We start from the raw sequence: 14,837 nt of genomic DNA, 5'->3' as shown, positions 1-14,837 counted from the left end.
TGCCCTTATGTAGGGGAACGACCCGGCCTTGTGAAGACGGCCGGTCTCTTCAGTTCAGAAGCCCGGCGTGGCGCAGGGCGGCGTCGATCGCCGTTTCCGTTGCCGGTTCCAGCGTCGAAATCAGCGGCGAGCGGACGTTGCGGCTCATACGACCAAGCTTGAAGAGCCCGTATTTGGCGCCGCAAAGACCAGGTTCCAGGAAGATCGCTTTATGCAGCGGCATCAACCGATCCTGATATTCCAGCGCGCTCGAATAGTTGCCTTCCAGCGTCGCCGCCTGGAAATCGGCGCAGAGGCGCGGGGCGACATTGGCCGTTACCGAAATACAGCCGACACCGCCATGGGCGTTGAAGCCGAGCGCCGTCCCATCCTCGCCGGACAACTGCCTGAAATCCGAACCGCAGGTGATGCGCTGCTCGGAGACACGCTCGATCTTGCCCGTCGCATCCTTGACCCCGACGATATTCCTGTGGGCTTTGGCGAGCGCACCCATCGTTTCCGGCGTCATGTCGACCACGGAGCGGCCGGGGATGTTGTAGATATAGATCGGTAGATCGACGGCCTCGGCAATCGCCGAAAAATGCGCGATCAAGCCCTTCTGCGTCGGCTTGTTGTAGTAAGGCGTGACGACCAGAACTGCGTCCGCACCGACCTTTTCGGCATGCTGGGCAAGCTCGATCGCCTCACGTGTATTGTTCGAGCCGGCGCCGGCCATGACGGGGACGCGTTTTGCAGCAACCTCGATGCAGAGTTCCACCACTCGTTTGTGCTCGGCATGCGACAGCGTCGGGGATTCGCCCGTCGTGCCGACAGGAACGAGACCCCGGCTGCCTTCCTTGACCTGCCAGTCGACATGCGCGGCGAAGCTGTCTTCGTCGATCAGTCCGGCATCCGTGAAGGGGGTGACGAGGGCGGGAATGGACCCATTGAACATGCAAAGCTCCTCACGACCAAATCCTTGCTTCGGCCGCATTCCATGAATATTTTGCGCACCATAGAGCGCCGAAATCATCGCGACAAGCGCGTAGAGTTCGGTTTAGGGCAATTCCGATAGCAGATGTGAATGAATTTTACCTGGTACGGTAAGGTTTCGTTAAGATGCCTCTAGCCAAATGGCAGGGCGTGTTTTCGTTGCGAGATCCCGGATGAAGAAAGCTGTCCTGATTCTGTCCGCCTTCGGCTTCATTGCCGCCGCGTGGGGCGGTGTAGCGTCGCCGCTTCCCGGCGAGAGCGCGCCCGTGCCTGCTGTCAAGCCGCTCGGCTTCATTCCTGAGACGGCCATACCGGAATCGATCACAACAGGCGCCATTCCGCGCAATCCGGCAGTCGCGCCAGTCAACAACGATCTGAAAGCCGGCCTCGACGCGCTTTCCGACAAGGACCCGCAGCTAGCGCTGTCGATCCGCGACAGCATGCGCGACGATACGCTCGACCGCCATATCCTCACCTGGGCGATCGCCGTTTCCGGATTGAAGGGCGTTCCCTCCTATGAAATCGCCAGTGCTGCGCAAGAGCTCAAGAGCTGGCCGGGCCTTTCGCGGCTGCGCGCCTATTCCGAACGCGCGCTCTATGATGAAAACCCCGCCCCATCAGCCGTGCTCGCCGCCTTCGGCGATACCGCACCTGAGACGATGCAGGGCGCAGTCATCCTCGGCCGGGCGCTGATTGCAACGGGCAAGCAGGCGCAGGCGGCAAAATATATCCGCAAGGTCTGGCGTGGAGAGGGTCTCGACAAGGCGACCGAGGATAAGATGCTCATCGAGTTTTCGGCGCTGCTGACGCCCGCCGACCACAAGGCGCGGATGGACTATCTGATGTATCGCGGCCGAGTGGCGCAGGCTAAGCGCTTTGGAGACATGGGCCAGGCGCAGTCGCTCTACAAGGCCTGGTCTGCCGTCGACGCCAAGGCTGGCAATGCCGGCGCGCTACTCGATACCGTCGATGCCAGATGGCGCGGCGATGCCGGCTTGCTGTTTGCGCGAATCGAATATCTCCGCAAGCAGGACAAATATGCCGAGGCGGCAGCACTTCTGGAGCAGATGCCGCCCGAGCGCAGCGACCTTGTCAATTCGGGCGAGTGGTGGAACGAGCAGCGTATCGTCAGCCGTGGTCTCGTCGACCAGGGACAGTTCAAGCCGGCCTATCGCATCGTCGCAAATTACGCCGCAACGAGCCCGACGGATATCGTCGAGGCTGAGTTCCATGCCGGATGGTACGCGCTTCGCGGCCTGCAGGATCCGGCAGCCGCGGAACAACACTTCCGCAAGATCCTCCAGACGTCAAACGGGCCGATCTCGGTTTCACGCGCCTGGTATTGGCTGGGACGAGCGGCGGAGGCCGGAGGTCCTGGCAAATCCGGCGAACTCTATGCGAAGGCTGCGACTTTTCCCGGCACTTTCTATGGCCAGCTCGCGGCGGAACGGTTAGGGCGGAAGACGCTGAACGTTACTTATCCCTCGCCGACCGCGGACGACCGGCAACGCTTCCAGGGACGCGAAGCCGTGCAGGCGATCGCCCGGCTGGAGGCGGCAGGCCATGGATGGCGGGCCGACATTCTCTATCTGGCGCTCGCCGATCAACTGCAGAGCCCGGGTGAACTGGCTGTGCTTGCGGCACAGGCTGAGCAATCCGGCGATCACCATCTGTCGCTGCAGATCGGCAAGATCGCCTATGGACGCGGCATCGACGTCGCAGCACTCGCCTTTCCTGTCGGCGTCATCCCGGCTAATGCCAATATCTCCGGCTCCGGCAAGGCACTCGCCTATGCCATCGCCCGGCAGGAAAGCGCCTTCAACCCAGCCGCCGTTTCGGCGGCGAATGCGCGGGGATTGCTGCAGCTTCTGCCGGGGACAGCCCAGGCGGTGGCCAAGCGCCATAACATCGCCTACTCGAAAGACAAGCTGACGGCCGATGCCGGTTACAACGCCACACTCGGCGCGCATTACCTTGGCGAGCAGATCGACGCCTTCGGCGGCTCCTACATTCTCACCTTCATCGCCTACAATGCCGGACCGAAGCGGGTACCTGAATGGATCGGCCGCTATGGCGATCCGCGCGGCAAGTCGATCGACGAGATCGTCGACTGGATCGAGCGCATCCCCTTCCCCGAAACGCGCAACTACGTCCAGCGGGTCATGGAGAATTACGAGGTCTACAAGGCCCGTCTCGGCCAGTCGACCGATATCGAGCGCGACCTGATCGGCGGACGCAGCGCCTCCTGAAGCCGTTTGGCGCGGCAGGCTACATCTGCGGGATCAACAACTCTCGAGGGATACGATGCCGGATACGGATGCAAGCGGTTTCCAGGAACGATTTTACGCGTCTTCGGATGGGCTGAAGCTTTATGCCCGCGACTATCGGCCGGGCGAGGCGGCAACCGCGGGACGACTGCCGGTCGTCTGCCTGCCCGGCCTGACCCGCAATACGCGGGATTTTCATCCGCTTGCGCTGCTTCTCTCCGGGGACATGACAGAACCGCGCCGGGTCATCGCGCTCGATTCGCGCGGGCGGGGAAACTCGGCCTGGGATGAGAACAAGGCGAACTACAATCTCACGATGGAGGCCGGCGACGTCGTTGCCGCCTGCGCGGCACTCGGAATCGAGAGGGCGATCTTCATCGGCACGTCTCGGGGCGGGCTGATCCTGCACCTGATCGCGGCGACACGGCCGGATCTTCTCGAAGCCGTCATCCTCAACGATATCGGGCCTGTCGTCGAGGCCGAAGGGCTGGCGCGGATCCGCGATTATCTCAACGGCGGCAGAAGGCCAGAAGACTGGAACGCCGCGGCCGATATATTGAAGGAAAATCATGGCGCGTCGTTCACCGCGCTTGAAAACGACGACTGGCGCGAGATGGCACGTGCCATTTATCGCGACATCGGCGGAGGGCCGGTCGCCGATTTCGATCCGGCGATCGCCGAGGCACTGAAATCGGTCGATCTCAGCCAGCCGCTACCGGATCTCTGGGAGCAATTCGAAAGCCTGAGCCGATTTCCGCTCCTGCTGATCCGTGGCGAAAATACATCTCTGCTCTCAAAGGAGACCGCTGATGAAATGGGGCGGCGGCACTCAAGGTTGATCTTTCACGCTGTCGAAGGGCAAGGACATGCACCCCTCCTGCATCTCAGCAGTATTCCCGCACCTATTCGAGCTTTTCTCGCCACCTGCGGATAGCCTGATTGACGCCGGACATCCGCAGCTATCCCTGCCATTTATCGGAATACAAAAAGCCCGGCTCGAGAGCCGGGCTTTCCTGATTGACCGAAATCAGATCAGATTAGAACGAACGCTGCAGACGGAAGTAGCCCGTCGTGGAGTCGTCAGCATCTTCCGGATCGAGGTACTGAACCGAAGCCTTGGCGTAGAAGTTGTCGACGATCTGGTAATCAACCGTCAGACCGACCTTCCAGGCGTCGCCGTCGGCGAAGTCGCTGCCGTCAATGCCGTAGTTGCTGTAGTACTGAACACCAGGGGTGATCTTGAGCTTGTCAGTTGCCTTGATAGCGTATTCGGCAGCAACAGCCCATTCAGCCGCGTTGTAGTAGGCATTCGGGTTGGTGGCGTAGACGGCTGCGAGGCCGAGCGTGCCGGGACCGATTTCAACCGTACCCATTGCGCGGACGGCGCCTTCTTCATTGTCGGTGTCATAGCCGGCAGTGATCTGGTAGCTGAATGCACCAGCCTTACCGCCGAGACCGACTGCAACGCCGACGTTGTTGGCGGTTTCGCCATCATAGAACGGGCTGTCTTCCAGCTCGTCGACGCTGATGCCAGCATAGAAGTCGCCGGTTTCGTACTGATAACGGATGGAGTTATGCAGCGTAACCGGAGAGCCGATATCGTCGGTTTCGCCGGAGAGGCCATCGTCCCACCAGCTGTAGAACAGACCGGCGCGGAAGCCGGCGATGTCGAGGTAAGCGGAGTCGAGCTTGGCTTCCTGATCGGTGGCGTTGTCAGCATTGAACTGCATGACGATGACGCCGGTCAGCGGACCATACTCGGTATCGCTCTTGGCGGTAAACTGAACCTGACCGCGGGTAACGGCATCCCAATCGGAGTCGTTAGGATGAGCTAGCGAACCGCCAACCTGATCGCCAACGTTGACCTGGAAACGAATGTAGCCTTCGATCTTGAGGCAGGTTTCGGTGCCCGGGATGTAGAAGTAGCCGGTGCCGTAAGCGTCGCAGACGCGAACGTATTCAACCGGTTCCGGCTCAGCAGCAACGATAGCGTCAGCAGCCTGAGCACCGGAAACTACTGCGAGAGCAGCAGCGGAGCCGAGAAGAAGGCTCTTGATGTTCATAAATGACCTCCAATTCAAAGTTTCGATCGGGTTTGGGATCTTTCGCTGAGCAGCGTTCCCTGCCCCATCCCCGTGTTTGAAGAAGTGGACGATCAGTCGCCCTTGCTTCCGACGCTGAAAATACAAGACGGAAGCCGTCACGCAATCACCAACTTACTCGGACGGGGGTTTTGGGGGAGCCTTCCCGACATTCTGTTGCTGAAAGGACACAAGTCGGGCCACCGGCCGCGATTTCCTTTATGCTTTGTTAAGAAAACCCTGATTTTGCGGCGGCTTAGGTCGGATCAACAATGAACTGGACATGGGCTGCGCAACATATCTGGGACGCTTTTTTGACGAAATCCGGATGCCGAAGGAGATATCGCCACTGCGGCAAGCGTAACCGGACATGCACAGAACCGGTTTCGCCGCTTGCCGGGGCATGGGAGCGGGCGGTGATTCCCGCCGGCGATTCTCTCGCCCAGGGCGGAGCGATTTTTCTCATCGCGCCGCCGCGAGACATAATCACCTAAGCGAAGGGGTTCTCTGCCGGACGGTAAGAATCGATTTGAGCTGGGAAAAATCAAAATGGCGGAGAAGATGGGATTCGAACCCACGATACGCTTTTGACGTATACTCCCTTAGCAGGGGAGCGCCTTCGACCAACTCGGCCACCTCTCCGGTGCGGCCTAACTATGGTGACCGGTCTGTGAATGCAAGGGTTTTTTCAGGTTTCACCAGAAGAAATGCAGTGGCCGGCATTTCGACCGGTTGCTTAAACAGACCGCATTTCCTGGGCTGATCCGCGGAATTTGATCGCGCTTCGTTCTCTTTAGCGAAGAAGCTGAGCTTTGCTGCCCGGCGTTCGATATGATTGGCGAGCCGAGCACGGCGTTTCCGCTGGCTGTGATTCGTTGCGACGATCGGTCTTGGGCTCAGCCAAGCAGGCGCTTGAGGTCGGCGGAGGAGTCGGCGAGAATCGACCTGTCGGGGTTGGTCCCGGATTCCAGCAGCTTTTTGCCGGTCACATAGGCTTTGGCGTCGTTGATGGCATCGACGGCAATCAGCAGGCCTTGCCTGAAGTACCAGATCGAATGGGCGCCTTCGCGGGCGCCGGGGCGCAGCAGCGTTTCGTCATAACCGAGATTGAAGCCGGCGATCTGCAGCTTGACATCATACTGGTCGGACCAGAACCACGGCTTCGGATCATATGGCTCGCTGCCACCGGCAATGACGGCGGCCGCCGCTTCGGCCTGGTCAACGGCGTTCTGCACCGATTCGAGCCTGATGCGGCCACCCTGCCAGGGAAGAGCTGCGCAATCGCCGGCGGCAAAGATCGCCGGATCGGAGGTGCGAGCGAATTCGTCGACGACAATGCCGTTGGCGACTTCGAGGCCGGCTTCCTTGGCGAGCTGGTCATTCGGCACGACGCCGATGCCGACGACGGCAAAGTCGATGTCGATAACCGATCCGTCGGACAGGGCGGCGCCAGTGACGCGGCCATCCCTGCCGACCAGATGCTTGAGCCCGGTTTTTTCGCGGATCACCACGTCATGGGTCTCATGGATCCCGCGCATGATGTCGGCGGTCTCCTTCGCGGCGACGCGCTGGAGGATGCGGTCAGCCATCTCTATGACGGTGACCTCAAGGCCGCGGTGGCGGGCGACGGCTGCCGCCTCGAGGCCGATATAACCGCCGCCGATGATGAGGACGCGGCGACCGGGGCGCATCTCGTCGGCGAGCAGATCGGCATCGCGCTTGTCGCGGGCGACATAGACGCCTTCGAGATCGCCGCCGATTGCGGCCGGCAGCCGGCGCGGCGTCGAGCCGGTGGCGAGCGCCAGCGTGCCGTAATCGAGAACAGAGCCATCCTGCAGCAGAACCTGTTTGCTGTCCGGCTTGATTTGCTCGGCCCAGGTCGAAAGGCGAAGATCGACGTTATTGTCGGCATACCAGTGGTCGGCGCGGAACAGCAGGCGGTCGAAGGTCATTTCGCCCAGCAGGTATTTCTTCGAAAGCGGCGGGCGCTGATAAGGCGCCACGTCTTCGGCGCCGATAAGGGTGATCGGGCGCGCGTCCTTCAAGGCACGCAGCTTGGCCGCCAATGCGAAGCCGGCTTGTCCCGCGCCGATGATCACCAGTCTATCCGTCACGATCTCACTCCCGAAAATGCGCCGACAACCGCGCCAAGGCCTATTCCCTGCTCTGCGCGCCGTCAACGGAAAGCGGCTTCTTACCTTCAGCCGATCTCGATCCAGCGACGCTCGTGGAAGGACTGTGCCATGGCATGCACCGACTTCTCTATCCTGAGACCGTCTTTAAATGTCACGATCGACGACGGCTCGCCCGATATCGCCCGGATCAGCTCGCGGCATTCGATAATCTTCAGATCATTGAAGCCTAGGCCGTGGCCGGGCGCCGGGATGAACCGATCATAGGGCCGATGGGCTGGTGCCGCCAGTATCTTGCGGAAACCCTGTTCGGAGCCGCGACCCTCGGCCTGATAGAGTTCGAATTCGTTCATCCGCTCCTGGTCGTAGACGATCGAGCCTTTCGAACCATAAATCTGCAGGGCGATGCGGCCCTTGCGGCCCCAGGCGGCGCGATTCGCCATCAAGACAGCGGAGATGCCGCCGCCAAGCCGCATCAGCACGTTGGCGGCATCGTGGTTTTCGACGGCGCGACGGCCACCGTCGCTGAGCGGTCGGTCTGCATAGGGCTTCACCATGTCGGTTATGACGGCCTCGACATGGCCGAAGAGGTACCAGAGCAGCGACAGCGGGTGCACGGCGAAATCGTCGAGCGCGCCGTAGCCGGCGGAAAGCTCGCTCTTCCAATAAAAGAAGACATCGGGATCGGCCATGAAATCCTCGTCCATCTCGACGCGGATATGGTTGACCGTGCCGATGGCACCCTCACCAACAAGCATCTTGATGTGCCGCATGACGGGATTCTGGATGTAATTATAGCCAAGGGCGGCAACCTTGCCGGAACGCTCCGCCGTTTCCAGCATGCGCTCGGCATCGGTATAGGCGGGCGCCATCGGCTTTTCGCACCAGACGTGCTTGCCGGCCTCGAGGGCTGCAATCGCCATCTCGGCGTGGAACTGATTGGGCGTGGTGACCGAGACGACGTCGACCTCGGGGTCGGCGATCAGTTCCCGCCAGTCGGCCGTCGCCTTCTCGAATCCGAATTCACCGGCCCGCGTCTGCGCCAGCCCGGCATTGGCTTCGGCCAGATGCACGAGACGCGGACGCTCGACATCGCCGAACACCGTCTTCACCGCATTCCACGCCAACGCATGGCATTTGCCCATGTAGCCGGTGCCGATCAAACCGATGCCAAGTGACTTCATTTCCGTCTCCTCCAAAGCTGCGCGCAGATTTTTGGAATATTTGGATCATTTTGACAAGAGAGTTGTCCGCAGGCATTTTCGCGTTTTTCCCGAAAAATTGTTCAAAACCCTTCAATTACAGAGGATTAAAAACAATTAGGCGTGTGATTTGAAATCGTCTATGCTCAATAATATGGAATATTTGTTTCATCTCGCGGGCAGCAAGCATGGATAACGATCCCCAGAGGCAGGCGCGTGTGCCGCGCGATTTCGAAAGCCTGCGCAGCACCATCATCGAGCGCAAGGCGAACATGCCGAAGCGGCTGGCGCAGGTCGCCGCTTTCGCGCTCGGCAACCCCGACGAGATCGCTTTCGGCACGACGGCAAGCATTGCAGCCGCCTCCGACGTCCAGCCCTCGACGCTGGTGCGCCTGGCGCATCATCTGGGCTACGAAGGCTTTTCCGACCTGCAGAGCATCTTCCGCGAAAGGCTGCGCGACCGAACCCTGAGCTATGAAGAGCGGCTCGTCACGCTGGAGCAAACGAGCGGCGACGACGAGGATGCCAATCTGCTTTCCGGTTTCATTGCCGCGGCCAGCCAGTCGGTCAACCGGTTGGCGGCGACGGTGCAGAGCGATACGTTCACGAAAGCGGTGAGTATCCTTGCCGCCGCCGAAACGATCTATCTGATCGCCAAACGGCGTTCTTACCCGCTGACGGCGCACATGACCTACGCATTTTCCAAGCTCAACATCCGCCACCAGATCGTCGCCTCGCCGAACGGCGTCGACCCCGAAATGGTGCAGTTCGCAACACCGAAGGATGCAGCGATCGCCGCGAGCTTCTCGCCCTATGCGGCCGACAGCCTCAGCCAGAGCCAGGAGCTTGCCGACCGCGGCGTCCCCGTCATCGCGATCACCGATTCGGCGTTCTCGCCGCTTGCCGCCTGCGCCACGCACTGGTTCGAGGTGGCGGAAGCCGATTTCGCCGGCTTCCGCTCGCTTTCGGCCTCGATGGCGCTCACCATGGCGCTTCCGGTGGCGATCGCCGAACGGCGCCGCAAGCTTCAGCATCCAAAAGCTGGAAAAGCGAAAATGGAATAAACATTCCGAATTGACAAAATAACGGAACCGATGTTTCATTATTGAAAATTCGCAGGCACTGGAAGCCGCGCAAAATCTAGCGGGAGGACATCATGGTACAATCGAATCCGAGCTCACAGCCGGAGCCGGCGCTTGATGTAATCACTATCGGCCGCTCCTCGGTCGATCTTTACGGCCAGCAGATCGGTTCGCGGCTGGAGGACATTGCCTCCTTCGCCAAGTCCGTCGGCGGCTGCCCGGCCAATATCGCCATCGGCACGGCGCGGCTCGGCCTCAAATCCGGTCTCATCACCCGCGTCGGCGACGAGCAGATGGGACGCTTCATCCGCGAGCAGTCGGCGCGCGAAGGTGTGGCAACAGACGGTATCGTCACCGACAAGGAGCGGCTGACGGCGCTGGTGCTGCTTGCGGTCGAGGCCGAGGGGGTGTCGCCGATGATCTTCTATCGGTCCGACTGCGCCGACATGGCGCTCGATGAAGGCGATATCGATGAGAATTTTATCAAATCGTCGCGCGCCGTTCTCGTTTCCGGCACGCATTTCTCGAGGCCGAATACCGAGGCCGCGCAACGCAAGGCGATTCGCATCGCCAAGGCGAACGGCCGCAAGGTGATCTTCGACATCGACTACCGGCCGAACCTCTGGGGCCTTGCCGGCCATGCGGAAGGCTTCGAGCGCTACGTGAAATCCGACCGGGTGTCCTCGAAGATGAAGGAGACGCTGCCGGATTGCGACCTCATCATCGGCACCGAAGAGGAAATCCTGATCGCTTCCGGCGCCGACGACGTGCTCGGCGCGCTGAAGGAGATTCGTCGCCTGTCGCCGGCGACGATCGTGCTCAAGCGCGGCGCCATGGGCTGCATCGTCTATGACGGGCCGATCGCCGACGATCTTGAAGCCGGCATCGTCGGCCAGGGTTTTCCGATCGAAGTCTTCAACGTGCTCGGCGCCGGCGATGCTTTCATGTCCGGCTTCCTGCGCGGCTTCCTGCGTGACGAGCCGCTGAAGACCTGCGCCACCTGGGCCAATGCCTGCGGCGCCTTTGCCGTCTCCCGCCTGCTCTGCTCGCCGGAATATCCGACCTGGGCGGAACTTGACTTCTTTTTGACGAGCGGAAGCAAACACCGTGCGCTGCGCAAGGACGAGGCGATCAACCATATCCACTGGGCATCGACCCGGCGCGGCGAAATCCCGCTGCTGATGGCGCTGGCGATCGATCATCGTTCACAACTCGTCAGCGTTGCCGATGAACTCGGCGTCGGCCACGAAAAGATCGTCGCCTTCAAGCGGCTGGCGGTCGCCGCAGCGTCGCGGGTTTCGAATGGCCGCGACGGCTACGGCATGCTGATCGACGAACGTTTCGGCCGTGACGCCTTCTTCGATGCGGCGGCGAAGAATTTTTCCTGGATCGGCCGGCCGGTGGAATTGCCGGGCTCGAAGCCGCTGCGTTTCGAATTCAGCCAGGATATCGGCTCGCAGCTTGTGGAATGGCCGCTTGGCCATTGCATCAAGTGCCTGTGCTTCTATCATCCCGATGATCCGGCCGAATTGAAGACCGAGCAGCAGGAGAAGCTGCGCACGCTGTTCGAGGCGGCCCGCAAGGTCGGGCGCGAACTGCTGGTGGAGATCATTGCCGGCAAGAACGGACCGCTGACGGACGATACGATCGCAACCGCGCTGGAGGAGCTCTATGCACTCGGCATCAAGCCTGACTGGTGGAAGCTCGAGCCGCAGGCATCGAGCAAAGCCTGGAAGAAGATCGATGCGGTGATCGCCAAAAATGATCCCCTGTGCCGCGGTATCGTACTGCTCGGGCTCGAGGCGCCCGCCGACGAGCTGATTTCCTGCTTCGAGGCGACGCTGGCTGCTCCTTCGGTGAAGGGCTTTGCCGTCGGCCGGACGATCTTTGCCGATGCGGCGCGCGCCTGGCTTTCGGGCGCAATGAACGACGAGGAAGCGATCAGCGATATGGCCGGCCGCTTCCGGCAACTGACAGAGGCGTGGCTGAAGACGCGCGAGCGTCAGTAGGAAAATTAAGACCCCTCCCCAACCCCTCCCCACAAGGGGGAGGGACTTAACTTGAGGCATCGCCTCACGCCATGAGCGAGCATCCCGAGGATGAAACGTTGCGGCGCGAAGCAGAGAGCCCGGCAGATTGGCCCCTCCCCCTTGTGGGGACGGGTTGGGGAGGGGAAGATAGATAGAGAGTTCAAAGTTCGGGAGGCCCCGATGGGCAAGACGATACGGTTGACGATGGCGCAGGCCGTCGCACATTTCCTCAAAAAGCAGATGACTGTTGTCGACGGCAAAAAGGTGCCGATCTTCGGCGGCGTCTGGGCGATCTTCGGCCACGGCAACGTCGCCGGCATGGGCGAGGCGCTCTATCAGGTGCGCGGAGAGTTGACGACCTATCGCGCCCACAACGAGCAGGGCATGGCGCATGCGGCGATCGCCTATGCCAAGGCGAATTTTCGCACGCGCTTCATGGCCTGCACCACCTCGATCGGCCCCGGCGCGCTGAACATGGTGACGGCCGCCGGCGTCGCGCATGTCAATCGTATTCCGGTTCTCTTCCTGCCGGGCGATGTCTTCGCCAACCGCGCGCCGGATCCGGTGCTGCAGCAGATCGAGGATTTCGGCGACGGCACGGTTTCGGCCAATGATGCCTTCCGTCCGGTTTCGCGCTATTTCGACCGCATCACCCGGCCCGAGCAGATCATTTCGGCGCTGAAGCGCGCCATGCAAGTGCTCACGGATCCGCTGGATTGCGGCCCGGTGACCTTGTCGCTCTGCCAGGACGTCCAGGCGGAAGCCTACGATTACCCGGAAAGCCTGTTCGATGAAAAAGTCTGGACGACCCGCCGGCCACAACCGGATGCCGACGAGCTGGCGAATGCCATCGCGCTGATCAAGGCCTCGCAGAAGCCGGTGATCGTTGCCGGCGGCGGCGTGCTTTATTCGCAGGCGACGAAGGAGCTTGCCGCCTTTGCCGCGGCCCACGCCATTCCGGTTGTCGTCACCCAGGCCGGCAAATCGTCGATCAACGAGACCCATCCGCTGGCGCTTGGCTCGGTCGGCGTCACGGGCACGTCGGCGGCGAATGCGATTGCCGAAGAGACGGATCTCGTTATCGCCGTCGGCACCCGCTGCCAGGATTTCACCACCGGCTCCTGGGCGCTGTTCAAGAACGACAGCCTCAGGATGATCGGTCTCAATATCGCCGCCTATGATGCGGTGAAGCATGACAGCCATCCGCTGGTGGCCGATGCCCGCGAAGGGCTGAAGGCGCTTTCGGCGGGGCTTTCCGGCTGGAAGGCGCCGGCGGCACTGGCCGAAAAGGCGGCTGCGGAGAAGAAGGCCTGGATGGAGGCCGCCGCCAAAGCGTTGGCGACGACCAATGCCGCCCTGCCCTCCGACGCCCAGGTGATCGGCGCGGTGGCGCGCACGATCGGCGGCGAGAATACGACGGTACTTTGCGCTGCGGGCGGCCTTCCCGGCGAGTTGCACAAACTCTGGCCGGCGACAGCGCCGGGCAGCTATCATATGGAATATGGCTTTTCCTGCATGGGTTACGAAATTGCCGGCGGGCTCGGCGCCAAGATGGCGCATCCCGAACGGGATGTCGTCGTCATGGTCGGCGACGGTTCCTACATGATGATGAACTCCGAGATCGCGACCTCGGTCATGCTCGGCCTCAAGCTGAACATCGTCGTGCTCGACAATCGCGGCTATGGCTGCATCAACCGCTTGCAGATGGGCACCGGCGGCGCCAACTTCAACAATCTGCTCAAGGACTCCTATCACGAGGTGATGCCGGAGATCGATTTCCGCGCGCATGCCGAAAGCATGGGCGCCATTGCCGTCAAGGTCGGCTCGATCACCGAGCTGGAGCAGGCGATCGCCGGTTCGAAGAAGAACGATCGCACTTCGGTCTTCCTCATCGACACCGATCCGCTTGTTACCACCGAGGCCGGCGGCCACTGGTGGGATGTCGCGGTGCCGGAGGTCAGCCCCCGCGAACAGGTCAACGAGGCGCGCAAGGGCTATGTCGAGGCACGCGCCGCCCAGCGCATCGGCTAATCTACTGCTGTCATTTTTCGGAGGAGCGGAGCCGCTCTTCCGCAGTGCTTTTGAGGAGAATGTGATGAAGGCCAAACTCGGCATGTCGCCCATCGCGTGGTGGAACGACGATCTTCCTGAACTCAGCGACGACGTATCGCTGGAGGAATGCCTTCGGCAATCGCGCAGCGCCGGTTTTACCGGCATGGAGCAAGGCCGTCGTTTCCCCAGCAATCCCCAGGATATGCTGCCCATCCTGCGCGCCGCCGACGTGACGCTGTGCGGCGGCTGGTTCTCGGGCACGCTGGTCAATGAGGAGCTTACCGCCAACAAAGACCGCATCGCTCCGATGATCGAGCTGTTCAAGGCGGTCAATGCGCCCTGCATCGTTTATGGCGAGGTCGGCCGCTCGATCCAGGGCGACCGGTCCAAGCCGCTCGCGACGAAGCCGCGCCTTTCCGACGACGAGATGAAGGCCTATGCCCGCCGCGTCACCGAGTTCGGGGAATGGTGCGCCGAACAGGGCATGCCGCTCTCCTATCACCATCATATGGCCGCCGTCGTCGAAACCGAGCCGGAACTCGACGCCTTCATGCGCTCTTCGGGCGCAGGCATTCCGCTGCTGCTCGATGCCGGCCATCTCGCCTTTGCCGGCGGTGACGTGCTGCGCGCCATCGGCAACCACCACGCCCGCATCAACCATGTTCACGTCAAGGACATCCGCAAGCCTGTCGTCGACGGGCTCGACCGCAGCCGGCAATCCTTCCTCGACGCAGTGGCGCTCGGCGCCTTCACGGTGCCGGGTGACGGCTCGCTCGATTTCGGCGCCATCGTCCAGCGGCTGGCCGATCACGGCTATGAAGGCTGGTTCGTTGTCGAGGCAGAACAGGATCCACGCAAGTCACCTCCGCAGAAGATGGCCGAGATCGGCCATACGGAATTGATGCGGGTCATGACCGCCGCGGGTTATACAGTCGAGACCGAAGGGTTTCCGAAGGGATAACTGAAAGGTCCTGCCGAACTGCTGGAGCAAGAGGCCCCCTCATCCGCCCTCCGGGCAC

The 14,837-nt window shown here is 61.5% G+C and carries 10 protein-coding genes and 1 tRNA gene; 6 read left to right on the top strand and 5 right to left on the bottom strand.

The annotated features are described in order from the left end of the window. Window positions 1–49: 49 nt before the first annotated feature. A complete protein-coding gene (gene dapA, locus HJB83_RS06845; protein WP_221131483.1) occupies window positions 50–934 on the bottom strand; it encodes a 4-hydroxy-tetrahydrodipicolinate synthase in 885 nt (294 codons plus the stop codon). Window positions 935–1,145: 211 nt separating this feature from the next. Between dapA and HJB83_RS06840 the strand changes: the two genes are divergently transcribed. Then, complete coding sequence (locus HJB83_RS06840) at window positions 1,146–3,221, top strand: lytic transglycosylase domain-containing protein (RefSeq protein ID WP_221131482.1); 2,076 nt, start codon at window positions 1,146–1,148, stop codon at window positions 3,219–3,221. A 55-nt stretch (window positions 3,222–3,276) separates the two neighbouring features. Continuing rightward, a complete protein-coding gene (locus tag HJB83_RS06835; protein ID WP_221131481.1) occupies window positions 3,277–4,173 on the top strand; it encodes an alpha/beta fold hydrolase in 897 nt (298 codons plus the stop codon). 103 nt (window positions 4,174–4,276) lie between these two features. Here the strand turns inward: HJB83_RS06835 and HJB83_RS06830 are convergent, their stop codons facing one another. The 4 genes from HJB83_RS06830 to HJB83_RS06815 all read right to left on the bottom strand — a co-directional run bounded on the left by HJB83_RS06830 (window position 4,277) and on the right by HJB83_RS06815 (window position 8,636). Further along, complete coding sequence (locus HJB83_RS06830; RefSeq protein ID WP_221131480.1) at window positions 4,277–5,302, bottom strand: porin; 1,026 nt, start codon at window positions 5,300–5,302, stop codon at window positions 4,277–4,279. Window positions 5,303–5,870: 568 nt separating this feature from the next. Next, window positions 5,871–5,962 (bottom strand) — tRNA-Ser (locus HJB83_RS06825). 254 nt (window positions 5,963–6,216) lie between these two features. Then, a complete protein-coding gene (locus tag HJB83_RS06820; protein ID WP_221131479.1) occupies window positions 6,217–7,434 on the bottom strand; it encodes an FAD-dependent oxidoreductase in 1,218 nt (405 codons plus the stop codon). 86 nt (window positions 7,435–7,520) lie between these two features. Beyond that, window positions 7,521–8,636 carry a Gfo/Idh/MocA family protein gene (locus HJB83_RS06815; RefSeq protein ID WP_221115296.1) on the bottom strand — a complete coding sequence of 372 codons (1,116 nt, stop codon included), beginning with the start codon at window positions 8,634–8,636 and terminating at the stop codon, window positions 7,521–7,523. A 206-nt stretch (window positions 8,637–8,842) separates the two neighbouring features. Between HJB83_RS06815 and HJB83_RS06810 the strand changes: the two genes are divergently transcribed. The 4 genes from HJB83_RS06810 to iolE all read left to right on the top strand — a co-directional run bounded on the left by HJB83_RS06810 (window position 8,843) and on the right by iolE (window position 14,779). Then, complete coding sequence (locus tag HJB83_RS06810; protein WP_221115297.1) at window positions 8,843–9,718, top strand: MurR/RpiR family transcriptional regulator; 876 nt, start codon at window positions 8,843–8,845, stop codon at window positions 9,716–9,718. Window positions 9,719–9,810: 92 nt separating this feature from the next. Continuing rightward, window positions 9,811–11,745, top strand: coding sequence for a bifunctional 5-dehydro-2-deoxygluconokinase/5-dehydro-2-deoxyphosphogluconate aldolase (gene iolC / locus HJB83_RS06805; protein ID WP_221131478.1), 1,935 nt, complete (start codon window positions 9,811–9,813; stop codon window positions 11,743–11,745). Window positions 11,746–11,946: 201 nt separating this feature from the next. Continuing rightward, complete coding sequence (gene iolD, locus HJB83_RS06800) at window positions 11,947–13,797, top strand: 3D-(3,5/4)-trihydroxycyclohexane-1,2-dione acylhydrolase (decyclizing) (RefSeq protein ID WP_221131477.1); 1,851 nt, start codon at window positions 11,947–11,949, stop codon at window positions 13,795–13,797. 64 nt (window positions 13,798–13,861) lie between these two features. Beyond that, window positions 13,862–14,779, top strand: a complete 918-nt coding sequence (gene iolE, locus HJB83_RS06795) for a myo-inosose-2 dehydratase (RefSeq protein ID WP_221131476.1) — start codon at window positions 13,862–13,864, stop codon at window positions 14,777–14,779. The last annotated feature ends 58 nt before the right edge of the window (window positions 14,780–14,837 follow it).

Source organism: Rhizobium sp. NZLR11 (genome assembly GCF_019685115.1).
Lineage (GTDB): Bacteria > Pseudomonadota > Alphaproteobacteria > Rhizobiales > Rhizobiaceae > Rhizobium.
This window is presented reverse-complemented; position numbering and strand designations above follow the sequence as displayed.